Origin of the sequence: Niallia sp. MER 6, assembly GCF_023714395.1 — a bacterium.
In the GTDB taxonomy this organism is placed as follows: domain Bacteria; phylum Bacillota; class Bacilli; order Bacillales; family Cytobacillaceae; genus Niallia.
In genome coordinates this window covers 134,194-160,812 of the sequence record NZ_JAMAUK010000006.1, presented here as the reverse complement: position 1 = coordinate 160,812, position 26,619 = coordinate 134,194, and the positions used below count along the sequence as shown (strand labels likewise).

The following is a 26,619-nucleotide window of genomic DNA, read 5'->3' as shown; positions in this document are numbered from 1 at the left end:
CTCCCTTATTAAAGATTATCTATATTATAGGGGGGATACTTTTGAAGATTTTTTTACCAATCATCGCGCTGATGAACCGACTTAAATATATACAAAAATTTGCTGTAATCGGCGGGATTTTAGGGATACCAATTTTAATTATGAGCTTTATGCTGTTAAGCACAACGAATAAGGAAATCGACACTATTCAAAAAAGACAAGTAGGTACGGAGTATAATACTCTGTTGAAGGATTTCCTGCAGGATGTTCAGCAGCACCGCGCTATTTCCGTAAGTGTCATTAGCGGCGATTCTTCAGACAAGCCCAAGCTAGAAGAAAAGCAAGCGGAAATTCAAGAAGACATTGCAAACATGGATGCATTTGTAAAAGGAACAGGCAGTTCTATCCAAGTGTCAGATCAATGGGCAGAAATGAAACAACAGTGGAATACACTTCAATCAGATGTTGAGAGCCTGAACTTACAGGAAGCAACAAGCAGGCATATTGATTATTTAGGCAATATTTTAGATTTTATGGTCGAGGTTGGGGACCAATCAGAATTATTCTTAGCGAAAGCACCAGAAAATTACTACATTATTAACGATGTAACAACTACATTGCCTAATTTGACAGAACATCTTGGGCAAATCCGCGCTGTTGGGATGAGTATTGCCGCAGAACAAAAAATCACCGATGACCAAAAAATTCAATTAGTTTCCTTATATGCCTCTGTTCAGAATTCACTTGAACTGCTTGAGCACGGGAAAGCTATCATTTTTACTAATAAGCCATCTCTAGAAAACAGTCTAGGCGAGGCAAGTCAAAGTACATTAGAAGAAACAAATAAATTCTTAGAGTTTGTGCAAAAAGAATTTAGTACTAATACTTCTATTACTGTTAATACGGATGAGTTTTATAATATGGCAACAGCAACAATCGACACTAGCTTTAAACTGTATGAGCTAGAAACAAAAGCATTGAACAGCATAATGACCCAGCAGGCTAAAGACTTGAAGCTTACTAAAGCGGCCATTATTGCAGTAGTTGTGCTGATATTTATTTTGACCATTTATATTTTTGTAGGATTCTATCTGTCTATCAGCAGCACAGTCCAAAAATTAAAAGCAGTAACTATACATGTTGCAGATGGGGACCTAGAAACAGAGCTCGATTTACAGACGAAAGATGAAATGAAGGATGTTGAGACTGCCTTTAATGACATGATCCAAAATCTGCGCTCCCTTATTCATCATATTAAAAGCAGTGCCGAGCATCTCGCTTCTTCTAGTGCCGAGCTGAGTGCAAGTGCAGAACAAACAAGCAGAGCATCTGAACAAATAACGCTTACTGTACAAGATGTTGCTGCTGGAACGGAAAAGCAGGTAGAAAGTGTTAATGACAGTTCAACAGTAGTGAACGAAGTATCTGCAGGAATACAACAAGTAGCAGCAAACGCACAAAGTGTAACAGTAACAGCAGCAAACGCCTCGACTAATGCAGCAGACGGAGAACAGGCGATACAAGTAGCTGTAAACCAAATGAATTCTATTAATCATTCTGTTAATGACGCAGCATTAGTAGTTAAAGAGTTAGGCGCTAGAAGCTTGCAGATTGGCGAAATCGTTGATGTTATTACCAATATTGCTGGCCAGACTAACCTGCTTGCCCTTAATGCAGCAATAGAGGCAGCGAGGGCAGGACAGCATGGCCAAGGATTTGCTGTTGTAGCTGATGAAGTGCGCAAGCTTGCAGAGCAGTCTGCCTCTTCCGCACAGCAAATTGGCCAGCTGATTACTTCTATCCAGAAAGAAACAGAAAAAGCAGTCCAAACGATGAATGCAGCAACAGCAGAAGTAACAGACGGAATCACCGCTATTTCTACTGCAGGCAACTCTTTTGCTGAAATTAAAGGGTCAGTTAGTGAGGTAGCCGAACAAATTGGCCAAGTATCTGCAGCAGCACAGCAAATGCTAGTAGGAGCAGAACAAGTAGTTGGCTCTATTGAGGTAATCTCCGAAATTGCCCAAGTATCTTCTGAAGGCACACAAAATATTTCATCCATTACCGAGGAACAATTAGCTTCCATGGAAGAAATTGAGGCTTCAAGCATCACTCTATCTCGTTTAGCAGAAGAGCTGCAAGAAACGGTAAGTAAATTTAAAGTATAAAGAAAGCACAAAACGGCTGTTATCTGCAGCCGTTTTATTATTTAAGAGAGCACCAAATCGAATCATAAGACATCCACACAGTATTTGCGTATAATATAAAGCGGAGGTGCTACACATGACAGACAATGCTATACCAATAAGATTTGCTGTACTTCTAGGATTATTAGAGGGGCGCGAACCAATGCCAAAAGATGTTGGTATCGTTTCTCCTGAAGAGTTTAATGCAGAAGTAGAAAGAATGGAAAACGAAGGTATTATAGCAAACGTAAAATACGCAAGAGGCGCACATGGCGAAGTGCTCGTTGTATTCTTAAAGGAAGCAGTAGTGACGCCCCGCGGCAATGCATACATAGATGAATTAATGAGACGTTATTCCTAAAGACAATCGATTAATTCCGATTGTCTTTTTTAATAGCTTGGATGCAAAGAACATAATAGATTCGTGTATAATGAATCAAAGCATACCTATTAAGTAACAGGGGGACTTCTTTTGAATTATATTTTAGATCATGTCGGAATTGCTGTACGAAGCATAGACGATGCATTGCCTTTTTACCTGGATGTATTAAACGGAAGCCTGGAGGACCGTTACACAAGTGACGCCAAAGGAGTGGAGGTGCATGTCGCAGTAGTCAAAACCGCAGACAAAGTCATTGAATTACTAGAACCGACAACAAAGGAATCGCCAATGGCACGTTTTATAAAGCAGCGAGGCAAAGGGGTGCATCACCTTGCATATCGTGTCGATAACCTAGATGATGCCATCCAAGAAGCACGCCAAAAAGGCATCCGTTTTCTGGAGGATACACGGAGAGTAAACTTACGAGGAAGACGGCTAATCTATCTGAACCCAGCTTCGACGAATGGAACATTAATTGAGCTGTGTGATTATTTAGATAGTTAATTTGGATAGAGGCGTTAGTGCCTCTATCCTTTTTGATTGCCAGTATTAAGATTCTGGTATGATTGTAACAGCTACAGTGCGAGTAGGTTCACTATTATCGTTTTTTAATGAGGTGTTATAGTATTTAACCATTAATTCATTGAGTTCTTGTTGAAATCCATGAAAGGTCTGTGTATCAAGCTTCATTTCGACAAAAGAAAAGGTCGGATCCTCCGCATTGCCATTTTCCTCTGATTTTGTTAAATAGCTCTGATATTGATTTAGGAGGAAGAGCTGATAGTAAGAAAAATAAGTTATCTTGTCATCCTTAGAAGTTTCTTTCCATTCACTTGGACTTAATTTTGCTTCCTCTCCGTTTAATGCATAATATTTTTCTACGACAGATCGGACTTTTTTTTCCTTCACAATTCGAATAATTCCTGCATCCAGCAATACTTGAATATGCCGGTACAGCGTTGCCTGAGGCACGTCTTTAATCATTTTCACCATCTCTAACGGTGTTAATCCATTTTCACCACTTCTCATTAAAGCCTGTGAAATTTTGATTCTTACTGGGTGTATTAATGCATCCGCTTTATTTACCATAACCTGCTCCAATCTGTACGTGATATATTCACCATTTTGATAATGTTATCATTATAAAGAATAATAATAAAAACGACAATAAAAATGGAAAAATAGTGCAATATTTAAAAACTTATGTTATCGTTATCAATAATGATAATAAAAATATATAAGGAGGAGTAAGATTTTGAATCTTCATTATGGATTAAATGATATAAAGGATTTTGATTTTTTCTCGATTTTGCCTATTGTATTGCCGTTCGTTTTTATAAACTTTATCCTAATTGCTATTGCCTTAATCGATTTATATCGTAACCGAGAAAACCGGCAACATTTATTAATTTGGACACTACTCATTATATTTATTAACCTATTCGGTCCAATCCTTTATTTTGTATTAAGTAGAAAGGAGACTAACAGAGTATGAAATTAGAAATTAAAAATATAACAAAGAATTTTAATAACAAAACAGCTGTCCATAACTTTTCTATGGAAGTGCAAGCTGGGGAATGTGTGGGTTTAATCGGGCCAAACGGAGCTGGTAAATCAACCTTAATTAAAATCATTTCAGATATTATTCATCCAAGTTCGGGAGCAGTATTTCTTAATGGAAAGAAAATTACGGATATGAAAAAGGAAATCGGTTATTTGCCTCAATATCCAAATTTCTTTCCATGGATGACAGCATTTGAAACACTGATGTTTATGGGAGAGCTGACAGGAATGAAAAAAGAGGCGTTAAAAAAGGAGATACCGCTCCTTTTAACTAAAGTTGGCTTAAAGGAAGACAGCAACGCTCGGGTTAGAACATTTTCCGGCGGCATGAAACAAAGATTGGGAATTGCCCAAGCTTTGCTGCATAAACCTTCTCTTATTGTGATGGATGAACCTGTATCCTCATTAGATCCCATTGGCAGAAGAGAGGTAATCAATATCATTCAAGCTATCAAAAAAGACACCACCATTCTTTTGTCGACACATATCTTAAACGATGCAGAAGATATCTGTGAAAGATTTGTGATTATTAAGGATGGCCAAAAGATTGAAGATACTAAAAAAGAAGCCTTATTGAATAAGCACAGCCGCAATAGCATCTTAATGGAAATAACTTCTGCAAGTCTCAGCTGGCTGGAGATTGTGAAAGGTTTGGATTATGTTAAAGCTGCAGAGGCAGTCGGTACTACTGTGAAAATCGAAGTGGATAATATTCTCGTCAATAAAAATATGCTATTAGCAAGTGCATTAGAAAATAATGTAGATATTTTAAAATTTGAAATAGATAACGATACACTAGAAGAAATATTCCTTAAGCTGGTGGTGTAATGATGAATAATGTTGCGATATTATCAAAAAAAGAATTTGTTCAAATGATTCGTGATTTCAAAATAGTTTGGTTCCCGCTTGTGTTTATCCTTTTAGGAATGATGCAACCGGTCCTCAGCTACTACTTGCCTGCTCTATTAAAAGCAATGGGAGGAGATCAAGGAATAACGATTGACCCTAGCTTTTTTGAACAGCTAAAAGGGGGAGAGGTGCTAGCGACTACACTTGAGTCACAGTTTGATCAATTAGGGCTATTAATTATCGTCATTTCCTTAATGGGTGCCGTGCAATCTGACAAAGCAAATGGCATGTTAGCCTTTATTTTGACAAGACCAGTCAGTGTGTCTCAATACATTGGCGCAAAGGTCCTCTCTAATTATTGGTTTGTTGCAGCGTGTGTCGCAATAGGATACCTCGCCTCATATGCATATGTGAACCTTTTATTTACCAATGTCAGCTTTGCTGATATGTTATTAGCACTGCTGTTTTATTTAGTATGGGTATTATTCATTATTTCCTTTACGACCATGTTTAGCACGTTATTTAACAATCAAGGTATTATTTCATTACTGTCTATTGTTCTTTTATTATTATGCAGATCTCTCGTTGGCATTAATTCTTTTGTAGATCTAATTAACCCAGCAATGATCAGTGCACATGCTGTTGAAATCCTTATGACAGGAATCATCCATTCTAAATTAACAGCAAACTTACTCATTACCTTGATTTTATGTTTTGCAGCAATACTGATATCGAAAGATTGGATTGCAAAGAAGAAATACGACAATTCTTAATTTTTACAGGAGTAAAAACTAAAATAAGAACAGTATCGATGAAAAAAACACTTATCAAAAATCCTCCTTTACTAAAAGAGATTATGATAAGTGTTTTTCATTCTATTATTCTAATATTCTTTACAATGTTTTAACTAAAATACTAGCAATGATAACAGATGCGACCGTTACTGTTGTAAATCCTCCGATCAGCATCGGCGGTGATAATTCATTTAACAGTCGTTTTTCCTCTTCTTCATTTCGTCCAACACTGCGGCTTACTTCCTGGCATAAAATATAATCAGCAGGGAAGCCAAACATCGCCGTCAATGCAAGCGACATCCCTTTATAAGGGTGCCATTTTACTAGTTTTGATACAATAAACCCACCTGCAAGAATGCCTATTTCACCGATAATGATTATGGTTAGAACCTGTGGAATAAAATGCAGGAACTCTGTAAGACTTACTTTACTCATGGAAGCAATAACAATAAATATTGTACCTAATACAGCGATACTAGATGCTTTTGCTTTATCCATGATGTTTTCATTGTAGAAGTTTACTTTCGTGCCTATAACACCGATGAATAAACACCAGATTGTTCCGCTTATCCCTGTAAGTTCTCCAAGTACTGTTCCAAGCGATGCTCCTACGAACAACTTAAACAATAAAATATTGGCCGTGTTAAATTCATATTTCTTTCTTACCTTAGGTTTGCTGACTGCTTCTGCACCATGATGCAAAGGAACCTCTGCGGCTGCAGCAATATAAGAACTTGAATCCGTTTGATCCCATTTAGCACGCAGAATTAATGCGTATTTACGAAGAAACATTGATGCCACTGGTAATCCAAATAACTTATGTATGGCGAGTACTAGCGCCGGTATTGCGACTAAATATTCATATCCAGCTGCATTTATTGCATCAGAGGTAACAATAAAAGCAACAATTCCACCTACTAACGGTCCTGTACCAGCTACAGCAGTCTCATAACCAAAGAGCATTGTAATTACAGGAAGTACAAATACTAACGCAACTAACGCTCCACCTAAGGCGATCAATACAGTCCGATACTGTTTACCCATTAAGGTAAGCGGGATTAGTGTTCCTAAGTGAACAACGAGAGGACCTGTCAGTAACGTACCCATTGTGCTAAAAGAAGATGTATCTACGATGTCTTCAGGGAATATCCCTGTCCAAATTAAAATAAGAAAGCCCATTATGGCAATAAGCAGCATTGGCACGCGTGCTCGTGTTAAGATGGAAACAATTTCGCCAATCGCTATTAATGCAAGCACTAACATGGCTGCATATACTGGTTCGTTAATAGTCATATAAATCCTCCTAAAGTTCATGTCATGGTGAGTAATAATACAAAATTAAAAATTTTCAGAAATAAAAAGTTAAAAAAATCCATCTCCTTTCCGTAAAAGCCGATCTTCAAATATTAAATTCTGACTTTTCATATGATAGTGAATAGTTTGTATACAAATTAATATTTTTATTTATATCATATATCGTTACGAAATGTAATAGTTCTTTTGCAAAATATTTATTATTTAATGAAATATGTTTTGTTTTATTACTATATGAAAACTCTGTTCTTTTTTATTTACTATTAAATTTCTATATGGTTAAATACACTCTATAACGTTTTTCGAAAATAATAGAAACAAAAGGAAAGAGAGGTATGATAAATTTGTCTTCCAATTATAGCGTTCCAAATTTAGTGCTCGATGAAATAGATAAAACCATCTTATCTATGCTCCATGAGAACAGCCGCATTTCTTACACAGATATCGCAAAAGAAGTTGATTTATCAAGGGTTGCTGTGCAAATGCGTATTAACAACCTAACAGAGAAAGGCGTAATCGAAAAATTTACAACGGTGATTAATCCAACTAAAATCGGTATTCATGTATCTGCGTTTTTTAATGTAGAGGTAGAGCCCCAGCATTTAGAAGAAGTAGCAGCAAAGCTTGCTGAAGAACATTCTGTTACTAGCTTGTATCATATGACAGGACCTAGTAAATTACATATGCATGGTATCTTTGGTGATAATCAAGAAATGGAAAAGTTTTTGACCGAAAAACTTTATCCGCTAAAAGGAGTAGTTAGTGTCGATTGCCAAATTCTGATTAAAAGATACAAAAGCAGAATGGGAATGAAACTGTAAAAAGGGGAATGATATCCCCTTTAAATACACTAAATAAAAAGAGGATTTCGTTATATTTATATAATTTAATCGACATACACAAAAAAAAGGATATCCTCCTAATCAGGACACCCTTTTACTAGTTTGCTAGCTTTTAACTGCTAAATCATTTAACATACCAACATATTTTTTAACTTCGCCAGATTTGCTTTTAATGGCGCTTATCGTCATCCATTGCTGGTACAGTTCACCGTTTTTACGCTTATTGCAAATTTCCCCTTCCCAGTAGCCTTTTTGTTTAATCATATTCCACATATGCTGATAAAAAACGTCATCATGTTTTCCTGACTGCAGGATATTTGGATTTTTGCCGATTACCTCGTCTTTTGAGTAACCAGTTAATGTGGAGAATGATAGATTAATATCTTCGATAATTCCATGAGGATTAGTAATTAAAATAGCTTCCTTCGTTTCATTGATGATTTGTTTTTCAATGAAAAGATTATCCTTATAAAATAGCCATACTACAATAACAAAGCTGACTAAGGCAAATTCTGAAATAGCCATAAATCCAATTGAATAGTGACCAGTTGCATTAAGAACAAACGACAGAACAAGCGGCGGGAAGAAGCCGCCTAAACCACCCATTGCCGACACAATTCCGTTTACGATGCCAGCTTGTTTCGAAAAATAAAGCGGCACTAGCTTGAATATCGTTCCATTTCCTATCCCAGCAGATAACGCGATTGTCAATACACCAACAGAATAGAGACCAATGGACGGGGAGAATGAAAGGAGCACGCCTGAAAATGCCAGCCCAAGAAATACAATCATTAATATTTTGTATGGATTAAATCTATCTGCTAACCACCCGCCAGTTGGACGCATCAAAGTTGCTAAAACAATGAAGCCTGCTGTCCGTAACCCTGCGTCAACACTGTCTAATCCAAAATGGGTTGTCAAAAAGTTTGGTAAATAAACAGTAAAGGCAACAAAAGCACCGAAAGTAATGAAATAAAATAAACTAATAAACCATAGCGTAGAGTTTTTATATACGCCTTTCACTTGTTCTATTAATGAAACTGTTACTTTTCGTTCTTTGCGGTCACCGAAGAAGATATTTAATGCGGCAAATACAAGCAAAAGTATTAAATATAACTGAACCGTTTGCGTCCAGCCAATTGATTTTGCCACCACTGGTGCCGCAAATGTACTGATTGCCGTACCTGCATTTCCTAAGCCGTAAATACCATTTACAAATCCATGATTTTCTTTTGGATAGTATTTAGGGATCGAGGTAACCCCAACTGAAAATACAGCTCCGCCTATACCAATAAATAATCCTCCTATAATTAAATCAGCCATTGAATCCGCTTTACTTATTAAGAAGACAGGAAGCATCAGCAGAATAAAACTAATGATATGAATGATCCTTGCACCAAACCGGTTGGTGAAATATCCGATTGGTATCCGCAATAATGATCCTAAAATAACAGGGACAGCTGTCACTAATGCCGTCTGGCCGTCTGTCAGCGGAATATCCTCTTTTATGAGTGGAATGAGTGAGGATATAAGAACCCATACCATAAATCCTGCAATTAAACTTGATGTTTGGAGAAATAATTGTACGCTTCTAAGTGTACCCATTGTAAACATCCTTTCTAAAATTGTTCTTAATCATGCAAGTGTGAATTGATGAACAAAAATTCTTAATAGGAGGTATTAAATCAGCGCTGGTACTCGCTACAATCCATAGGGTACATGATTGCCAATGAGCCTGCAATAGCGAAAATGGCATATAAAGTTTGTGAAATAATAAATAACTTACTGGGCTTTTTTTCTGAATAAACATTGTAGCATCAAGCTTTATAGCTTGATGTTTTTTGTTTTCTATCCAGGGATATTGTGAAAAAACAACATTTTATCAGCATAGTGAGCGGAAAAATCAGGGGATTCCCTTAATCAATTTCCGGCTGCCAAAAAGCGTAAATTTGAACATTCTGCGACAATTGACTGTTTTCACCTCTTGAAAAGCCAATATAGGGAATTTCCCTAATAGTTAGTTCGAAAGAAAGGTCGATACAATGGAATAGTAGATCGAGTCGGTTTTAAACAGGAGGGCTCATAATGGCTAAACGGACAAAGAAATTAAACTTTTTTAAGAAAACAGAAAAATTTAATGGTAACTGGTCTGTTTTACAAGAAACAGACCGCGAATGGGAAAATATTTACCGGGGGAGATGGGCGCATGACAAAGAAGTGCGGACAACTCACGGTGTTAACTGCACAGGTTCATGCAGCTGGAAGGTCTTCGTTAAGAGCGGCATTATTACATGGGAAAATCAAGCAACAGATTATCCAAGCTGCGGACCTGATATGCCGGAGTTTGAACCAAGGGGCTGTCCGCGGGGAGCAAGCTTTTCTTGGTATGAGTACAGCCCGCTGCGCATTAAATTTCCATATATGCGAGGACGGCTTTGGAAAATGTGGCAAGAAGCATTACAACATTATCAAGACCCAGTCAAAGCATGGGGAAGTATAGTCGAGGATAAAGAAAAAGCAGACTCTTATAAGAAGCTTAGAGGAAAGGGCGGCATGATTCGCGTTACATTTGAAGAAGCGTATCAAATGATCTCCGCTATGCTTATTTATACGATAAAAAAATATGGACCTGACCGAATTGCCGGGTTTTCCCCTATTCCTGCGATGTCCATGATCAGCTATGCTGCAGGCAGCCGTTTTTTAAGCTTGATCGGAGGAGAGCTACTAAGCTTCTATGATTGGTATGCAGACTTACCTCCTGCTTCTCCGCAAATATGGGGGGAACAAACAGATGTACCTGAATCTAGTGATTGGTATAACGCCGGTTATATCATGATGTGGGGCTCGAATGTTCCATTAACACGAACACCAGATGCGCATTTCATGGCAGAGGTACGCTATAAGGGCGCAAAAGTTGTTTCTGTGGCGCCTGATTATGCAGAAAGTGTTAAATTCGCAGACAACTGGCTAGCACCTCACCCAGGAACAGATGCAGCCTTGGCACAAGCGATGACACATGTAATTCTGAAGGAATTTTATATAAACCGGAAAGAAGAGGCATTCATTAACTATGCAAAAAAATATACAGATTTACCATTTTTGTTAAAGCTTGAGCCAACTAGTGACGGCAAGTTTAAAGCAGGCCGATTTCTTCGAGCAGAAGAGCTGAAAAACGATGACAACATGGTTAATGGCGCATGGAAACCAGTTCTTTTAGATGAAGATTCCAATCGCATTGTAGTGCCAAATGGAACGATTGGCCAGCGTTGGAATGATAACGAAAAATGGAATTTAAAGCTGGAAACAGAAAGAGGAGAAGCAATTTCGCCCTTATTATCTACTTTTTCACAAGAGAATGCAGAAAAAGTAAAGATACAATTTCCGTTATTTGAATCAAGTGGAAATAAAGTTTTTGACCGGCCAATTTCCGCTATTCCGATTTTATTAGCAGATGGTTCCACCGGGTTTGCTGCAACTGTTTATGATGTCATGCTTGCCCAATATGGTGTTTCAGAAGATCCAGCGGTCCTAATTGAAGATGATATTTACACGCCAGCCTGGCAGGAGCCGATTACTGGAGTTAAAGCAAGCATCGTCGAGCAAATAGCAAAAGAATTTGCCCAAAACTCGATTGACACACAAGGTCGCTCGATGATCATCATGGGGGCTGGAATCAATCATTGGTACAACAGTGATACGATTTACCGAGCCATTTTGAACTTAGTTATTTTAACAGCATCTGAGGGAGTTAACGGAGGTGGCTGGGCTCATTATGTTGGTCAGGAGAAATGCCGTCCGTATGAAGGCTGGGGAACGATAGCCTTTGCTAAGGACTGGCAGGCACCGCCTCGTCAGCAAAATGGAACATCCTTCTTCTATTTTACATCTGATCAGTGGCGATATGAGGAAGAAGAGCTAGGCAACAAACTATATGCTTCTCCGCTTGTGAAGGATATAACATATAAACATCCAGCTGATTATAATGTGCTTGCTGCCAGATTAGGCTGGTTGCCTTCTTACCCGCAGTTTAATAAAAACTCATTAAACTTTGCGAAAAACAATAAAAATCCGGAAGACATCATTCCTAATTTGGTAAAGGAATTAAAGTCAGGAGAAACATCCTTTGCTATTGAAGACCCTGATAATCCAGTGAACTTTCCGCGTGGTCTATTTGTTTGGCGCTCCAATTTAATGTCCAGCTCCAGTAAGGGGCAGGAATATTTTATGAAGCATCTGCTTGGCACGACTGAAAATGTGTTAGCTTCTCCAAGTCATAGCTTTAAACCAGAGGAAGTGAAATGGCATGAGGAGGAACAAACAGGCAAAGTTGATTTATTAGTTACATTGGATTTCCGTATGACTGCAACTCCGATGTACTCCGATATTATTCTGCCAGCAGCAACCTGGTATGAAAAGGAAGACTTAAGCAGTACAGATATGCATCCATTCGTTCATCCCTTTAATAAAGCAGTTGATCCTGTCTGGGAGTCTAAATCAGACTGGAACATATTTAAGGGACTTGCGAAATCTTTTACAGAAATGGCTCAGTCCCAGTTTGATGCTCCTGAGATTGATGTAGTGTCCGTTCCGCTCAACCATGATGCACCTTCGGAAATAGCGCAGCCATATGGATTAGTGAAGGATTGGAAAAAAGGCGAAATCGATGCAATCCCTGGCAAGACCATGCCAAACTTTACACTGGTAGAACGTGATTATCGGCAAATTTATGACAAGTTTATCACATTAGGACCAAAAGTTGGTACGTACCCAACAGGGGCCCATGGTGTTAATTACAAAACAACTGAACAATATGAGGAATTAAAACAATCGTTAGGCACTTATGATGATGATACAATCAAAAACGGTTTGCCAATCATTGCCGATGAAAAAAAAGTCGCCAACAGTATATTAGCACTATCAAGTGCAACTAACGGAGAGTTAGCTGTTAGAGCGTGGGAAACGATGGAAGAGAAAACAGGCATGCCGTTAAAGGATATTGCAATAAAACGGCAAGGTGAAAAAATGACGTTCGAAAGTGTGACCGTCCAGCCAAGAGAGGTTATTCCAACACCAATTTTCACCGGTTCTAATAATGATGGCAAACGATACTCACCTTTTACAACAAATATCGAAAGGCTTGTGCCTTTTCGAACATTGACAGGACGTCAGCATTTTTATCTCGATCATGAATTGTTCTTTGAATATGGCGAGAACTTACCAGTCTATAAACCGACATTGCCGCAAATTATTTTTGATGAACAGGATAATATGCCGGCAGCTGAAGATAACTTAATTCTTCGATACATGACACCACATGGTAAATGGAATATCCACAGTATGTATCAGGATAATCAGCATATGCTTACTCTCTTCCGCGGTGGTCCTACTGTCTGGATAAGTGATATAGATGCAAAGAACGCTGAAATTAAAGATAATGATTGGCTTGAAGTATTTAATCGCAATGGTGTAACAGTTGCCAGAGCGGTCGTTAGTCACCGCATGCCGCGGGGGTCTATGTTTATGTATCATGCTCAGGACCGCCACATTAATATGCCTGGTTCAAAGCTTACAGGAAATCGCCCGGGAAGTCACAATGGACCAACAAGAATACATGTAAAACCAACACAAATGGTAGGCGGATATGCACAGCTTAGCTACGGGTTTAACTATTATGGTCCGATTGGCAATCAACGTGACTTGTATGTTGTTGTTCGGAAGCTGAAGGAGGTCGACTGGCTTGAAGATTAAAGCACAAATCGCAATGGTATTAAATTTAGATAAATGCATCGGCTGTCATACATGCAGTGTTACGTGTAAAAATACATGGACAAATCGGCCAGGTGCGGAATATATGTGGTTCAACAATGTTGAAACAAAACCAGGGATAGGCTACCCAAAGCGCTGGGAAGACCAGGAGCATTATAAGGGTGGCTGGGAGTTGAATAAAAAAGGAAAGCTGCAGCTTAAGTCCGGCTCGAAAATCAATAAAGTAGCAACAGGGAAAATATTTTACAATCCAGATATGCCGAAGCTTGATGATTATTATGAACCGTGGACTTATTCATATGATAACCTTTTCTCGCCGAAGGAACGTGCACAGCAGCCTGTTGCACGTCCCCAATCATTAATAAGCGGCAAGGAAATGGAAATTGAGTGGGGACCGAACTGGGAAGATGATTTAGCAGGGGCTCCTGAAACAGCACCGCTTGACCCGAACATCCAAAAAATCGAAGAAGAAATCAAATTGAACTTTGACCATGCTTTTATGACGTATCTGCCAAGATTATGTGAGCATTGCTTAAACCCAGCTTGCGTTGCTTCCTGTCCAAGCGGAGCTATGTATAAACGGGACGAAGATGGGATTGTGCTAGTCAATCAAGAAGAATGCCGCAGCTGGCGCTTCTGTATGTCAGGCTGTCCCTATAAAAAAGTGTATTTTAACTGGAAAACAAGCAAAGCAGAAAAATGTACGTTTTGTTTTCCAAGAATTGAAAATGGACTTCCGACCGTATGCTCTGAAACATGCACAGGACGTATTCGCTATCTAGGCGTTCTTTTATATGATGCAGATCGTGTGGAAGAAGCGGCATCTGTCAGCAATGAAACAGATTTATATAAAGCACAGCTGGAGCTGTTTTTAGACCCAAATGATCCAGAGATAATCAGTCAGGCCAGAAAAGATGGGGTAGCAGAGTCCTTTATTGAAGCAGCACAACATTCACCAATCTATAAAATGGCGATTGAATATAAAATTGCCTTCCCATTGCATCCAGAGTATCGGACATTGCCAATGGTTTGGTATGTGCCGCCCCTTTCCCCGATAATGAGCTATTTCGAAGGCAAGGATTCCATTCAAAATCCGGATATGATTTTCCCGGCGATTGAAGAAATGCGCATTCCTGTCAGTTATATTGCCAGCATGCTGACTGCAGGTGACACGGATGTAATAACACTTGCTTTGCAGAAGATGGCTATGATGCGTCAATATATGCGGGCTGTTTCTGCTAATAAAGAATTTGATACCTCCCGATTAGAACGTGTCGGGTTAACGGAAAAAACGACGAAGGAAATGTATCGTTTACTTGCCATAGCAAAATATGAAGATCGTTTTGTTATTCCAACTTCACATAAAGAAGCATACTTAGATCCCTATACAGAACAAGGCACCTCAGGTTTTAGTGCATGCAATGGCTGCTCGTTGTCTGGGGGCGGTATGGGAGCAAACAACAACCCACCAGTCGACACAACAAATCAAAGCTTATATGAAAAGAATTTTTATGGAGGGATATGGCGTGATTAATCAACGTGAATTTGAAAAATACAGACCCATACTCCAAGAATTTAGTTTGATGCTGCTTTATCCCCAAGAAAGACGGCTAAAGCAGCAGGATTTTCCTTTAATAGAGTTATATAGTGAAAGCAATAAACAAATATCGGAAAATATGAATCGTTTTTTTGACTATATAAGCGAATTAACTCTGCTCCAGCAGCAGGAGTATTATGTGCAAACATTCGACTTCAGTAAAAAAACACCACTTCACATGACTTATGTAAAATATGAAGATGCCAAAGAAAGAGGGCAAATACTTGTCCAATTAAAATTGATGTACGCCATGTGCGGGTTAGAATTGGACTCAAAAGAGCTATCCGATTACTTACCTTTAATGCTAGAGTTTTTAGCAAATGGAGAATGGATACACAATAATCGTCTTCAGAAATGGCAGCTAATATTCGCGATAGTGGAGGATGGTACGTATTTTCTCCAGGAAGAATTGAAACAAAAAGACAATCCGTATCAGTATGTGATTCAAGCTGTTCGACTTTCTTTAAAAGCATGTATGGAGTCAGAGATGGAGGCGAATATACAATGAGTGGTGTAAACCAGCTCTTCTGGACAGTTATTCCCTATATATTCTTGATGATCTTTGTGTTAGGGATGATCTTTCGCTATCGCTATGATCAATTTTCATGGACAGCTAAGTCCAGTGAATTATTAGAAAAGAAGAAATTAATGATTGGCACCAGTCTATTTCATATCGGAATTATCTTCGTGTTTTTTGGCCATGTGGGAGGCTTGCTTGTTCCGATTGAAGTAACAGAAGCTTTTGGTATCAGTAACCATCTGTATCATACGATTGCCGTATGGATCGGCGGCATTTTCGGCTTCATGGCATATGTGGGAATCATTCTGTTAACATGGCGAAGATTATCAGATGTACGTGTCCGCTCCATTAGTACTTTCTCAGATATATCTATTAATATCATTTTAATCATCGTTATGTCTTTAGGTATTTTCAGCACATTTTTTGGCACAAGCAGTCAGCCGGATTTTAACTATCGTGAATCAATCTCGATTTGGTTTAGACAGTTATTTATTCTTCAGCCGGATGGCAGCCTGATGAGCGGAGTTCCGCTGCTGTTTAAATTACATATCATTTCTGCTTTTGCCCTGCTTGCTCTGTTTCCTTTCAGCAGATTAGTACATGCATTTAGCTTGCCAATAGGATATATTAAAAGACGATATATAATCTATCAAAAAAATGTGGTGCGTAAGTAATTTAAATATGATGCTAGAAAAGGGAATGAAATCAATTGACGCTTAGTGTAGAACAGAAAATAATCGACTTATTAATTGAAATAAGACTTCAGCTGGAAGTAGATTTTGTCGGTTTGGCCATGGCAGCTGAGAATGAAGATGGCGATGTAGTGATCAAGTGGAAATATGTTTCAAACAATCGCAATAACCGCTATCAAAAAATTGTCCTGCAAGTAGGGAAAGGAATTGCTGGCATCGTTTGGAAAACTGCTCGCCCTTATGTGATAGAAGATGCAAAAAAAGATATACAGGAAACGAAAGACTTCCCATTAACTATTACAGAGCAGCTAGTCAGTATGGCAGCAATTCCTCTATTACACGGACAGGAAGTTCAAGCTGTTTTATTAGGCGGCTTTAGAAAAAAGAAAAAATTGAATCAAACCTTTATCAATGAATTGATTTCTATTTGTACAGAAATAAACCCATTATTAGATGAGTTAAGGGGATGAATAAATGGGAACTGCCATTTCTAAACAGAAATTGATTGAAGCAATGTTTAATAAAATGAATGATGCAGTCTTTTTTTTGCATGAAAATGAAGTTCTGTTTATGAATCCAAAAGCCATTGAGCTTATTAATAAATTTGAAGTGAATGTAGCCAATATGTCATCGATATGCCATCTTTGCAACGGCATGACAAATGAAACAGGTTATCAAACCTGCTCAAATTGTTTTATTGAAGGAGAAAAAAATCTAGAGTCTTTTCAGTTATTTTTATCAAAAAAGAACGATCAGCATGCAGATGATACACCGTTTAGCGGCAGCTACTTTCCTCTTGAGGAAGTGGATGACGTAAATGTGCTTATCTTACGAAATTTAACAAACCAACAAGAAACAGAAAAGCTTCAATTCCAAAAATCTTTAACAGAATATGTTATCCATGCATCAGAAGAAGAAAGAAAGCGGCTTTCACGAGAGTTGCATGATGGCTTGGCACAGGAAATCTACAGTGCCCTCATACAATTACAATCTATGAGATATACAAATGATTACGAAAAAGTGAAAGAAACAGCTAGCAGTATCGAAACAATTATCGTAAAATCTCTAAACTCGATAAAATCGATGGCCATCGATTTACGTCCGGCAGCTTTAGATGATATGGGACTTTATGCAGCGTTAAAGTCCTATTGTAAACGATTTGAAGAAACATTCGGCATGGAGGTTGAGCTTTACAGCAATATTCAAACAGAACGTTATACAGGCAAGATTGAAACAATGGTATACAGGGTATGTACGGAAGCGCTTATTAATGCCGCTAAATATGCTGACACAGATGAGGTTGTCGTCTACTTACTGGCTGGCAAAAAACAGCTGCGTGTTGAAGTAATGGATGAAGGCTTAGGCTTCGATTTGCATAATATCCATGTAAAGGGAACAGGTCTTGGTCTGCGAAATATGGAGGAAAGAATCTCTCTGCTTGGAGGAAAATTTTCCATTGAAACATCCATTGGAATCGGGACCAAGGTTTTAGCTGTCATCCCACTAGAACAGGAGGAGCATGAAGATGATTAATGTATTAATTGCTGATGATCATGCCATCGTCAGAAGCGGTCTTTCCTTCTTAATTGACGCACAAGAGGATATGAAAGTAGTTGGGACTGCAGCTGATGGCTTTGAAGTTACTTATTTAGTAGAAAGACTTCAGCCAGATGTTGTTCTAATGGATTTAAGTATGCCTCCTGGAGAAAACGGACTTTCGGCAACAAAGAAAATCAAAAAGGCTTTTCCTCCTATTCAAGTCTTAATACTAACGATGCATGATGATGAAGAATATTTATATCACGCTTTTAAATCAGGTGCAACAGGCTATATTTTAAAAAATGCTAAAGATGATGAGCTGCTTCATGCTATTCGTGCAGTAATGAAAGGGGAAAGATATATTCACTCAAAAGTCTCGACTAAAATGGTTCGTGAACATATTGAGAGTCCAGAGCAAGATCCTGAAATCGTGGATTCCTATTATTTATTATCAAACCGTGAGCAGGAAGTGCTTCCGTTAGTTGCACTAGGATATGGAAATAAAGAAATTGCAGACAAATTATTTATTTCCGTGAAAACAGTGGAAGCACATAAAGCAAATATGATGAGTAAGTTAGGCCTTACGACAAGGCCTGAGCTTGTCCAATATGCAATAAAAAAGAATTTAATAGATTTATAAGGTTTGCCTAGTAGTTACATTACTAACACTAAGGAGAGAAGTTAAATGAACTTATCTCGAAAACCAGTCCAAATAAACGAAGTGATCGAGAGAATTTGGGAGCATCATAATCCAGGCATGACAGAAATCGTTGCTATTGAAGACAATACAGACCGTTTTTTAGGAGAGGATATTATCGCAAAAACGGATGTACCGGCATTCGATAAATCACCATATGATGGGTTTGCGCTGCGTGCAGAGGATACTGCTTGGGCATCATCAGAGAATAGGATAGAATTCGAGGTCATTGATAAAATCGGGGCAGGCTCAGTATCACATAAAAGAATTGGTGGCCTCCAAGCAGTTCGAATCATGACAGGAGCATCAATTCCATCCGGCTGTGATGCGGTCATCATGTTGGAGCTAGTGAAGGAGATAGAAAGAGACGGAAAGAATTTTATCCAAATTACTCGAAAGCTAAAAAAGGGAGACAATATATCCTTTCGTGGAGAAGATATTAAGTCTGGAACACTGCTAGTAAGGAAAGGAACAAAAATAAATCCTGGAATTCAATCCTTGTTAGCAACATTTGGTTACAAGAAATTAGCCGTTATGCGTAAACCGAAAATCGGGGTTCTTGCTACAGGTGATGAACTATTGAATGTAGAGGAACCATTAGTTCCCGGGAAGATACGTAACAGCAACAGCTATATGATTGTAGAACAAATTAAACGAAGCGGTGCAAAAGCAATCCATTATGGAAAGATACCAGACACCTTTACAGCGACATATGACGCCTTACACAAGGCAATTGCTGAAGTAGATATGATGATTACAATAGGTGGAGTTTCAGTTGGAGACTATGACTATATGCCAAAAGTATATGAAGCGCTTGGAGCAGACATTCTTTGCAATAAAATAGCGATGAGGCCAGGAAGTGTTACAACAATTGCAAGCTTAGATGGAAAGCTATTGTATGGGTTATCTGGGAATCCTTCAGCTTGTTATGTCGGTTTTGAACTGTTTGCACGCCCCATCATTCGGCATAGCTTGGGCAGCAATAAACCTTTTTTGAAAAAAGTAAAAGCGATTTTAGACGTTGATTTTCCTAAGGCTAATCCGTTTACACGCTTTGTGCGCAGCAAGCTTTTTACTGGCGGAACACAGTTATTCGTAGCGCCAATTGGTATGGATAAGTCCAATATTATCTTTTCACTTGCCTATGCAAACTGCCTTATGGTCCTTCCTGGAGGAACGAGAGGTTATAAAAAAGGCATGGAAGTTGAAGTGCTCTTATTAGAAGATCACGAAGGAAGTGACGTATTTTGATACTTCAATACGTAGGCTTTCAAAACAGCGGCAAAACAACGGCAATGGAGTGGACGATTCAGCAATTAACAGAGAAAGGCTATAATGTCATCGCAGTCAAGCATCATGGACACGGCGGCATTCCTGACAATATTGTGAAAGATTCCACAAAGTATAGCGATGCAGGTGCTGTTGCAAGTATAGTAGAGGGTGAGGGAGTTCTCCATTTAGAGATAACTAATCAAAAGTGGGATATCGAAAAAATCCATATGCTGCTGTCTTGTTTAAATTATGATCTTTTATTAATAGAAGGATATAAACAGGAGCAATTTCCTAAAGTCGTTTTCACACGGTCAGAACGTGATCTCGATCAGTTGCAGTTTCTCTCAAATATTCATTCCATAATCCCATTCTGTGATCAATTAGCAGATAAGAAGGCATACATAAACAAATTGGTTGCTTGGATTGAACAGGAATTACCGAAGAGGAAGCTAGTTTAACAAGTTATTCACTGTAGAGGAGTAATATAGATGTCAGACGTAATATTTAACTATTTAAGAAGTGTAACGCTTTTTAAAGAGCTTTCAGATGACGAGCTTCTTCCTATTGCAGACATTTCCTATATGAAGCTATATAAAACGAAATCATTTATTTATATGCAAGGTGACCCGCTTGATAGAGTATTTTTTCTATACGCAGGTAAACTTAAAATCCATCGCACAGATGTAACGGGAAAGGAACAAATCGTAGCAGTGCCACAAGTCGGCGAAATGTTTCCTCATGTTGGATTATTTCGGAAAGGGAGCTTTCCAGCACATGCAGAAGTACTTAAAAATGCTCAAGTAGTTGTCACACCAATCACTGAATTTGAACAAATCCTAATAAAACATCCTGAATTATGTATGAAAATGTTTACGTTTCTCGCTGAAAAAATCATTGACTTGCAAGACCGATTGGTCGAACAAATCCTGCACAGTTCCTATGATCAAATAGTGATGTTGTTAATACGTTTATGTAAGTCAAATGGTGTACCTTTTACTAAAGATTTATATCTCATTACTACACACTTTACTAATCGAGAGCTTGCTAACATGATTGGATCATCAAGAGAAACAATAAACCGCACACTTAATCAATTACGAAAAAAGCAGTTAGTCAGTACTACTACGGAAGGTAATTTATTAATACATTTAGAAAAATTAACAGCTGAACTTAACTAATCAAGCAAGTGAAATGGGAGGATTTCATATGGTTTTGCCAAGAGAACACGGAACTTGGATGATGTTTTTTCTTCCATATCTGCTCGGAATGATATTGTCTGGACCTAATTGGCTTCATCTTTTTCTTTTAATCGGATGGTTTTTTATTTTTTTGACATCTACACCACTATTGAATATCATCCGTAAGCCAAAATTAAAGAAAGATATGCTTCCATGGGTACTAAAGTATAGTACAGCTGCTATCCTATTTACCGTTCCAATTATATGGATGCAGCCAATTCTCTTATGGGGCATATTCTTATTATTACCACTGCTCTTTGTTAGTAGATATTTCATTAAAAAAAAGCAAGAGAGGAGCTTATGGAATAATTTAAGCGGCATTCTTATTTTTTCTCTCGGGGGAACAGCTGCTTATATAGTTGGGCAAGGAAGCTTAACGAAAGAGGCAATCCTCCTGTTATGTATTACCACGCTCTATTTTATGAGCAGTGCCTTTTACGTGAAATCATTAATCAGGGAGCGAAAAAATCCCGCTTTTAAAAGAAAGTCTCATATTTTCCACCTATTATTACTACTATTTCCTTTGTTAATAGCCGTACCGTGGATGACGATAGCGTACTTGCCAAGTGTGTGCAAAGATTTTTTTACTACAAGAAAGAGGCCAATAAAACCGCTAAGAATTGGCATTATAGAGATCATTAATGGAATTGTGTTTTTTTTAGTAAGCTTATTTTTTCTTAAGTAACGAAATGGAGAGGGCATATGCATCAATATATAGGTACTATATTAGCCGGCGGACAGTCTAGCAGATTTGGTGAACACAAAGCCTTTGCGAGGAGAAAGAATAAATTTTTCTATCAATATTCTATAGAAGCACTCCAAGCTATTACCCCAAAAATCTATTTAGTTTCACATCCTGCCATTACAGATAGATTTATTGCTAAGGAAGTAACCATCATTCAAGACACGCCCAGTTTTCAAGGGTATGGACCCCTTGCTGGAATATATAGCGTCATGGAAAGAGAGCAAGCTGAATGGTATTTCGTTTTGCCAATTGACAGCCCGTTTATTACGCATCAGAGTATGGAGGTATTATTAGCTCATCTAGAAGACGGATATGAAGCAATCGTTCCAATTGTAAACGAAAAACCTCAGCCTCTAATTTCTATTTACAACTTTAAAATCAAAAAAAAGCTCTTTTCTGCATTAAAAAGCCAAGATTTATCGATGAATAGCTTGTTGACACAGCTTCATGTGAAATTTGTGGAGGAGTTTAACGAAGATAGTTTTATTAATATTAACGAACAAAGGGACTATATCAAGTTTATTACATGAAAAAAAGAACATGAACAAAATCTGTCATGCTCTTTCTAACAATTAAGCTAGTTTAATTGCTCGTTTAAACAATACGTTATTTTCTAAATGGATATGTTGAAACATATCTGCTTCAAGGGCACAAAGACGATGATAAACAAGACGATAGGTGCCGCATGCATTGCTTGGAGGTGTGAAGTCATTTGTAATGTCACGCAGTTCCTTCAAAATGTCTCCAGCGTTTTGATGCTCGCTCTCAAGCTCTGCAACAATAGCAGTTAATTTTTGATAATTTTCGTCAGTTGGCTGTTGTTCATATTCCAAGATTAGCTTAAAGTCTTCATTTTCTTCTTTGTGAATATGGTTCTCTAATTCTGCTTTCAGTTCAAAAAACAGCTTGTGTATTCTTACTAAATGAGGATTATTTTCACCGTGAACACGCCTAACTTTTGTTACATATGGACTTAACAGTGGTAATTCTTCTCGTAAAAAACGGTGATGCTTACTGACAATATGGTCTATTAATTCACTAGAAGAAGCTTTTTTCCAGTCTATCGCTGCTTCATTTAATAAATTTGTTTGTTCGTAAAGTGTAGATAAGTTTGTTAACACTTCATCTATTGATAAATTTCTTTCAGTAACTGCTTCAATCAGCGGGCGATTACCGCCACAGCAAAAATCAATACGGTATGTTTTAAAGAGATCACTGGCCTTTGGAAACTCGGTAACAATCTCACTAATAATAGAATGCTTGTTAAATGGTTGATTCATCATATAGCCTCCAGTACTTTGATTAGTTGTTGTTCTAATTAAGAATAACAAGTATCCCGCTTTAAACTTGTGATATACATCACATTTAATGAAAAATAATAGAAAAGAGATGACAGCATGAAGAGTAACCTGTTAGATAAATTACAGCGTCCATTAAGAGATTTACGTATATCGGTTACAGACCGCTGCAATTTCCGCTGTGTATATTGCATGCCAGAAGAATTATTTAAGTCTGGGTATACATTTATGCCGTCAGAACAGATGCTGTCATTTGATGAGATTGTAAGAACAGCTAAGCTATTTGTCAGGCTAGGTGTAAAAAAGATTCGCCTAACCGGAGGAGAGCCATTGCTTAGAAAGGACTTACCAGCCTTAATTAAGGAGCTTCATAATATCGAGGGACTAGAAGATATTGGATTAACTACAAACGGTTCTTTGCTAAAGAAATTTGCAAAGGATTTATATATAGCAGGATTAAGGAGAATCACAGTAAGTCTAGATTCATTGGATGCAGAGCGGTTTTCGATGATAAATGGGCACAGATGTAAATTAACAACCGTAATGGACGGCATACATGCTGCCTTAAACGTAGGAATGATTGTTAAAATCAATATGGTTGTTAAAAAGGGACAAAATGAGGAAGACATCATTCCAATGGCCAAATTTTGCAAACAACATAAGCTTATTCTAAGATTTATTGAATATATGGATGTAGGTAATTCAAATGGATGGCAATTGGAAGAGGTTGTTACTAAACAGCAGATACTAAACAAACTAAATGAGCAGATGCCAGTTAAACAAATCAAAGAAAATTATACTGGTGAAGTAGCAACACGTTATCAATATTTGAACAGTAGCCAAGAAATAGGAATTATTTCTTCCGTAACAGACACATTTTGCGCAACATGTTCACGAATAAGGTTATCAGCAGATGGAAAATTATATACCTGTTTATTTGCATCAGCAGGCCATGACTTACGCAGCTTAATACGCAGTGAACAAAATGACGACATTATTATCAATAAAATATCGCAAATTTGGAACGGTCGACATGATCGTTACTCAGAAGAGCGAAGTAATCTATCTATAAAACAAAAAAAGAAAATCGAAATGTCTTCAATTGGCGGGTAATGCAGACGATCACTTAAAGTGATTGTCTTTTTTCTTGGATGTAGAGATATAAAAGAACTATTCGTATAAGACCTGTTTTACGAAATGTATTTTTTAAGAAACTGTGCAAAAAGGCAAGTATAGGTGAATGGTATGCTATTGTATGTTATATGAGTGAAAATGCGATATATCGGATAAATTTTGTGTTTTAGTTTGAATTGCAATTATATTTACAGGTTAAATAGTTACATAATAGTTAACGTGATTTGAATTTGTTAACAAACAATTAATTAATAAGCGGAGAATTAATTTTAATTAATTACATCGAATAAATACAAACTAAAGTTAAATGAATGAAAAATCTGTTGAAACTATGTGTGCAGATGAATTCTGTGCGCAATTAAATGTTCGTGCAGAATTTACTGCATCAAATAACCTTAATAAAATTTACTATTTTTATTAATTATAATGCTAAGGGGGCACAGGAAAAGAAATATACAACTATTCGTATAATACTAATTTTACGAATAGTATTATTAGGAATTGTTTATGAATTCAAATGTACCATGATGTTAAGGTTAATTAGTGTATTTAATTGGCGGTTGCGTTGCTATCACATACTGCATAGCAGCCGTTAAATTGCAGTGCTTAAACTATGATAACATTTTAATATTTGTCGATATTTGTAAAATATTCAAAGTTAAACAATATATAAATAAGTTTAGTTAAATAGTTAAATTTAACGACTGTAAAAGAAAAATTTAAGCTAAAAGTCTGTAAAAACGGCAAAATGCTAAGATTTTTGGAGATATCATCAAACCCTGTATAGATAAAGTGTAGTTCGAATTGCTACCAGTAGATCTTGCAGGTACATAATAATAGAATCTAATGGCAAGAAAACTGTATTTATTAATAAACAAGGTACTATTTCAGCTCTTGGCAAACAACTCCCCTTCCCTTTTCTTCATTTACTTTACGTTTAGCAGACATACACTAATAGATTTATATATTGCAAGGATGCAGATTCCGTTATTGATAAGTATAAGCACCATTAAATTTTTTATACTATTGGTTATTTATTATTTACCATAAATTAATTATGTAAACTAGTATTCGTAAAAATTGTATTATACGAACAATTGTTCTTATTTGTTTGATTAAGATAGAAAAGTCCATTGAGTTACATTTTTTTAGTCTTCATACCTTTATTTATCTGCAATAAAATAAGCATGGTTCCTATACTGTATCAGGCCCATGCTTTAAATCATTCTATTTCTTTAGTTATTAAGTACATTCTTTTCCTGTTGTAATTTTTCGACGTCCTTAATATCTAATCCTGTCTTCTCTGCTATTACTTCTGGTGCAAGCACATCTAATAAAGACTTAGCTAATTCAATAATTTGTCTTTTTTTACCTTTGTAACAGACTCTTTAACGGCCGCCGCAACAGCCTCTTGCTTGCCTTCTTCAAAAAGCCGTCCGACTTTTGTCATTTTTAACCACTCCCTTACTTTGATGGCGTAGTTATTATCAATGAATTTATCTGTTGAGGTAAGAATTCCTGCAATTACCTGTAGTTGTATATGTTCATCCTTTATACATTTCGCTAGCTCTACTGTTTCTTGTGTTAATTCGTTACGACCCTTTGCGCTGTTCATTAATGGCACAAAACTTAATTTATACAGCTCCACAAGGTTTAATTCAACATTATCACGTATTTTTCCCTTTATATTCTCCATGATAGCATCACCGTTATACTCTGATAACAATACAGGATTGGAGGAAATTCGAAAGAATCCTGCGTCTAAACTATCTAAAACCTTTGTTACATCACTTGTGTACACAACTACTAAGTGAATCTTTTTTATGTTATTTTTCCTTTGAAAGTATCGTTGTAAAATACGATGTCCATACCTCATGTACTTCAAATGATTTTCCTTGAATCTGTTATTGCTCTCGTATTCTTACATTAAAATTGAGCCGTCTTCCAGCTGGAAAACAGTATCTGATCTTTTTTCATCTGCAGTAAATCGGAATTCATTTGGCAATAGCGTCTTTATTTTCGGTATCTGATGAAGACCAAAAAAATCAAGCGTTACATCTGTGTATAGCTCGCTTGTAAATTTAAAGAAAACGTCCTTGTTATTAAATGAGATTCCTTTCGACATTTTGTTACTCTCCTTAGTTACCCTTTTATACAGGAGTACATTAGAAGTTTTCTATCAAATGCCAAAACGTTCAATAATTCATCACAA

At 37.3% G+C, this 26,619-nt stretch carries 26 protein-coding genes; 20 read left to right on the top strand and 6 right to left on the bottom strand.

The window, feature by feature from the left end:
* The first annotated feature begins 41 nt into the window (after positions 1-41).
* The 3 genes from M3600_RS10735 to M3600_RS10725 all read left to right on the top strand — a co-directional run bounded on the left by M3600_RS10735 (position 42) and on the right by M3600_RS10725 (position 3,051).
* Positions 42-2,147, top strand: coding sequence for a methyl-accepting chemotaxis protein (locus tag M3600_RS10735; RefSeq protein ID WP_251645886.1), 2,106 nt, complete (start codon positions 42-44; stop codon positions 2,145-2,147).
* Between the two features lie 115 nt (positions 2,148-2,262).
* Positions 2,263-2,526, top strand: a complete 264-nt coding sequence (locus M3600_RS10730; protein WP_233315302.1) for a hypothetical protein — start codon at positions 2,263-2,265, stop codon at positions 2,524-2,526.
* A gap of 111 nt (positions 2,527-2,637) precedes the next feature.
* Complete coding sequence (locus M3600_RS10725) at positions 2,638-3,051, top strand: VOC family protein (protein WP_233315301.1); 414 nt, start codon at positions 2,638-2,640, stop codon at positions 3,049-3,051.
* Between the two features lie 45 nt (positions 3,052-3,096).
* Here the strand turns inward: M3600_RS10725 and M3600_RS10720 are convergent, their stop codons facing one another.
* Complete coding sequence (locus M3600_RS10720; protein ID WP_237942688.1) at positions 3,097-3,636, bottom strand: helix-turn-helix domain-containing protein; 540 nt, start codon at positions 3,634-3,636, stop codon at positions 3,097-3,099.
* Between the two features lie 166 nt (positions 3,637-3,802).
* Here M3600_RS10720 and M3600_RS10715 point away from each other — a divergent pair, with 166 nt between their 5' ends.
* The 3 genes from M3600_RS10715 to M3600_RS10705 are packed head-to-tail and all read left to right on the top strand — an operon-like array spanning position 3,803 to position 5,732.
* Positions 3,803-4,042, top strand: a complete 240-nt coding sequence (locus M3600_RS10715) for a PLD nuclease N-terminal domain-containing protein (RefSeq protein ID WP_251645884.1) — start codon at positions 3,803-3,805, stop codon at positions 4,040-4,042.
* Positions 4,039-4,938: an ABC transporter ATP-binding protein gene (locus tag M3600_RS10710; RefSeq protein ID WP_251645882.1), complete on the top strand. Its 900-nt coding sequence runs from the start codon at positions 4,039-4,041 to the stop codon at positions 4,936-4,938. The genes M3600_RS10715 and M3600_RS10710 overlap by 4 nt, the downstream gene beginning before the upstream one ends.
* A gap of 2 nt (positions 4,939-4,940) precedes the next feature.
* Positions 4,941-5,732, top strand: coding sequence for an ABC transporter permease (locus M3600_RS10705; protein ID WP_251645964.1), 792 nt, complete (start codon positions 4,941-4,943; stop codon positions 5,730-5,732).
* Between the two features lie 120 nt (positions 5,733-5,852).
* Here the strand turns inward: M3600_RS10705 and M3600_RS10700 are convergent, their stop codons facing one another.
* Positions 5,853-7,046 (bottom strand): hypothetical protein, encoded by a 1,194-nt coding sequence (locus tag M3600_RS10700; protein WP_251645880.1) that lies wholly within the window; start codon positions 7,044-7,046, stop codon positions 5,853-5,855.
* A 356-nt stretch (positions 7,047-7,402) separates the two neighbouring features.
* Here M3600_RS10700 and chrS point away from each other — a divergent pair, with 356 nt between their 5' ends.
* Positions 7,403-7,888 (top strand): chromate efflux transcriptional regulator ChrS, encoded by a 486-nt coding sequence (chrS, locus tag M3600_RS10695; protein ID WP_396953803.1) that lies wholly within the window; start codon positions 7,403-7,405, stop codon positions 7,886-7,888.
* Between the two features lie 126 nt (positions 7,889-8,014).
* On the opposite strand, the gene M3600_RS10690 is transcribed toward chrS, so the two are convergent.
* Positions 8,015-9,514 (bottom strand): nitrate/nitrite transporter, encoded by a 1,500-nt coding sequence (locus tag M3600_RS10690; RefSeq protein WP_237942695.1) that lies wholly within the window; start codon positions 9,512-9,514, stop codon positions 8,015-8,017.
* Between the two features lie 480 nt (positions 9,515-9,994).
* On the opposite strand from M3600_RS10690, the gene M3600_RS10685 reads away from it, so the two are divergent.
* The 12 genes from M3600_RS10685 to M3600_RS10630 are packed head-to-tail and all read left to right on the top strand — an operon-like array spanning position 9,995 to position 22,505.
* Positions 9,995-13,657, top strand: coding sequence for a nitrate reductase subunit alpha (locus M3600_RS10685; protein ID WP_251645878.1), 3,663 nt, complete (start codon positions 9,995-9,997; stop codon positions 13,655-13,657).
* Positions 13,647-15,209: a nitrate reductase subunit beta gene (gene narH / locus M3600_RS10680; RefSeq protein ID WP_237942699.1), complete on the top strand. Its 1,563-nt coding sequence runs from the start codon at positions 13,647-13,649 to the stop codon at positions 15,207-15,209. The genes M3600_RS10685 and narH overlap by 11 nt, the downstream gene beginning before the upstream one ends.
* Positions 15,202-15,780, top strand: coding sequence for a nitrate reductase molybdenum cofactor assembly chaperone (narJ, locus tag M3600_RS10675; protein WP_251645876.1), 579 nt, complete (start codon positions 15,202-15,204; stop codon positions 15,778-15,780). The genes narH and narJ overlap by 8 nt, the downstream gene beginning before the upstream one ends.
* Positions 15,777-16,466, top strand: a complete 690-nt coding sequence (narI, locus tag M3600_RS10670) for a respiratory nitrate reductase subunit gamma (protein ID WP_251645867.1) — start codon at positions 15,777-15,779, stop codon at positions 16,464-16,466. Before narJ ends, narI begins: the two co-directional genes overlap by 4 nt.
* A 35-nt stretch (positions 16,467-16,501) precedes the next feature.
* A complete protein-coding gene (locus M3600_RS10665) occupies positions 16,502-16,954 on the top strand; it encodes a GAF domain-containing protein (protein WP_233315291.1) in 453 nt (150 codons plus the stop codon).
* A gap of 4 nt (positions 16,955-16,958) precedes the next feature.
* Positions 16,959-18,017, top strand: coding sequence for a sensor histidine kinase (locus M3600_RS10660; protein WP_233315290.1), 1,059 nt, complete (start codon positions 16,959-16,961; stop codon positions 18,015-18,017).
* Complete coding sequence (locus tag M3600_RS10655) at positions 18,013-18,663, top strand: response regulator (RefSeq protein ID WP_233315647.1); 651 nt, start codon at positions 18,013-18,015, stop codon at positions 18,661-18,663. The genes M3600_RS10660 and M3600_RS10655 overlap by 5 nt, the downstream gene beginning before the upstream one ends.
* 45 nt (positions 18,664-18,708) lie before the next feature.
* Complete coding sequence (locus M3600_RS10650; RefSeq protein ID WP_251645865.1) at positions 18,709-19,971, top strand: molybdopterin molybdotransferase MoeA; 1,263 nt, start codon at positions 18,709-18,711, stop codon at positions 19,969-19,971.
* Positions 19,968-20,450, top strand: a complete 483-nt coding sequence (gene mobB / locus M3600_RS10645) for a molybdopterin-guanine dinucleotide biosynthesis protein B (RefSeq protein ID WP_251645862.1) — start codon at positions 19,968-19,970, stop codon at positions 20,448-20,450. Before M3600_RS10650 ends, mobB begins: the two co-directional genes overlap by 4 nt.
* A 30-nt stretch (positions 20,451-20,480) precedes the next feature.
* The gene (locus M3600_RS10640; protein WP_233315287.1) at positions 20,481-21,170 is read left to right on the top strand and encodes a Crp/Fnr family transcriptional regulator; all 690 of its coding nucleotides are present in this window, start codon (positions 20,481-20,483) and stop codon (positions 21,168-21,170) included.
* A gap of 28 nt (positions 21,171-21,198) precedes the next feature.
* Positions 21,199-21,915 (top strand): YwiC-like family protein, encoded by a 717-nt coding sequence (locus M3600_RS10635; RefSeq protein WP_251645860.1) that lies wholly within the window; start codon positions 21,199-21,201, stop codon positions 21,913-21,915.
* Positions 21,916-21,932: 17 nt separating this feature from the next.
* Positions 21,933-22,505, top strand: a complete 573-nt coding sequence (locus M3600_RS10630; protein ID WP_251645859.1) for a molybdenum cofactor guanylyltransferase — start codon at positions 21,933-21,935, stop codon at positions 22,503-22,505.
* 42 nt (positions 22,506-22,547) lie between these two features.
* Here M3600_RS10630 and ric read toward each other — a convergent pair whose 3' ends face one another.
* Positions 22,548-23,255, bottom strand: coding sequence for an iron-sulfur cluster repair di-iron protein (gene ric, locus M3600_RS10625; protein WP_251645963.1), 708 nt, complete (start codon positions 23,253-23,255; stop codon positions 22,548-22,550).
* 117 nt (positions 23,256-23,372) lie between these two features.
* On the opposite strand from ric, the gene moaA reads away from it, so the two are divergent.
* Entirely contained in the window at positions 23,373-24,386 is a 1,014-nt protein-coding gene (moaA, locus tag M3600_RS10620; protein ID WP_237942714.1) for a GTP 3',8-cyclase MoaA, read from the top strand.
* 1,366 nt (positions 24,387-25,752) lie between these two features.
* Here moaA and M3600_RS10615 read toward each other — a convergent pair.
* Positions 25,753-26,292 (bottom strand): hypothetical protein, encoded by a 540-nt coding sequence (locus M3600_RS10615; protein ID WP_251645856.1) that lies wholly within the window; start codon positions 26,290-26,292, stop codon positions 25,753-25,755.
* Between the two features lie 36 nt (positions 26,293-26,328).
* Entirely contained in the window at positions 26,329-26,532 is a 204-nt protein-coding gene (locus tag M3600_RS10610; protein WP_251645854.1) for a hypothetical protein, read from the bottom strand.
* Between the last annotated feature and the right edge of the window lie 87 nt (positions 26,533-26,619).

Excerpts from the sequence above, each read along its gene's own strand:
- M3600_RS10730 (WP_233315302.1), top strand. The coding sequence starts at position 2,263 with ATGACAGACAATGCTATACCAATAAGATTTGCTGTACTTCTAGGATTA.
- M3600_RS10720 (WP_237942688.1), bottom strand. The coding sequence starts at position 3,636 with ATGGTAAATAAAGCGGATGCATTAATACACCCAGTAAGAATCAAAATT.
- M3600_RS10710 (WP_251645882.1), top strand. The coding sequence starts at position 4,039 with ATGAAATTAGAAATTAAAAATATAACAAAGAATTTTAATAACAAAACA.
- M3600_RS10705 (WP_251645964.1), top strand. The coding sequence starts at position 4,941 with ATGAATAATGTTGCGATATTATCAAAAAAAGAATTTGTTCAAATGATT.
- M3600_RS10700 (WP_251645880.1), bottom strand. The coding sequence starts at position 7,046 with ATGACTATTAACGAACCAGTATATGCAGCCATGTTAGTGCTTGCATTA.
- chrS (WP_396953803.1), top strand. The coding sequence starts at position 7,403 with ATGATAAATTTGTCTTCCAATTATAGCGTTCCAAATTTAGTGCTCGAT.
- M3600_RS10690 (WP_237942695.1), bottom strand. The coding sequence starts at position 9,514 with ATGGGTACACTTAGAAGCGTACAATTATTTCTCCAAACATCAAGTTTA.
- M3600_RS10685 (WP_251645878.1), top strand. The coding sequence starts at position 9,995 with ATGGCTAAACGGACAAAGAAATTAAACTTTTTTAAGAAAACAGAAAAA.
- narI (WP_251645867.1), top strand. The coding sequence starts at position 15,777 with ATGAGTGGTGTAAACCAGCTCTTCTGGACAGTTATTCCCTATATATTC.
- M3600_RS10660 (WP_233315290.1), top strand. The coding sequence starts at position 16,959 with ATGGGAACTGCCATTTCTAAACAGAAATTGATTGAAGCAATGTTTAAT.
- M3600_RS10650 (WP_251645865.1), top strand. The coding sequence starts at position 18,709 with ATGAACTTATCTCGAAAACCAGTCCAAATAAACGAAGTGATCGAGAGA.
- M3600_RS10640 (WP_233315287.1), top strand. The coding sequence starts at position 20,481 with ATGTCAGACGTAATATTTAACTATTTAAGAAGTGTAACGCTTTTTAAA.
- M3600_RS10635 (WP_251645860.1), top strand. The coding sequence starts at position 21,199 with ATGGTTTTGCCAAGAGAACACGGAACTTGGATGATGTTTTTTCTTCCA.
- M3600_RS10630 (WP_251645859.1), top strand. The coding sequence starts at position 21,933 with ATGCATCAATATATAGGTACTATATTAGCCGGCGGACAGTCTAGCAGA.
- ric (WP_251645963.1), bottom strand. The coding sequence starts at position 23,255 with ATGAATCAACCATTTAACAAGCATTCTATTATTAGTGAGATTGTTACC.
- moaA (WP_237942714.1), top strand. The coding sequence starts at position 23,373 with ATGAAGAGTAACCTGTTAGATAAATTACAGCGTCCATTAAGAGATTTA.
- M3600_RS10610 (WP_251645854.1), bottom strand. The coding sequence starts at position 26,532 with ATGTCGAAAGGAATCTCATTTAATAACAAGGACGTTTTCTTTAAATTT.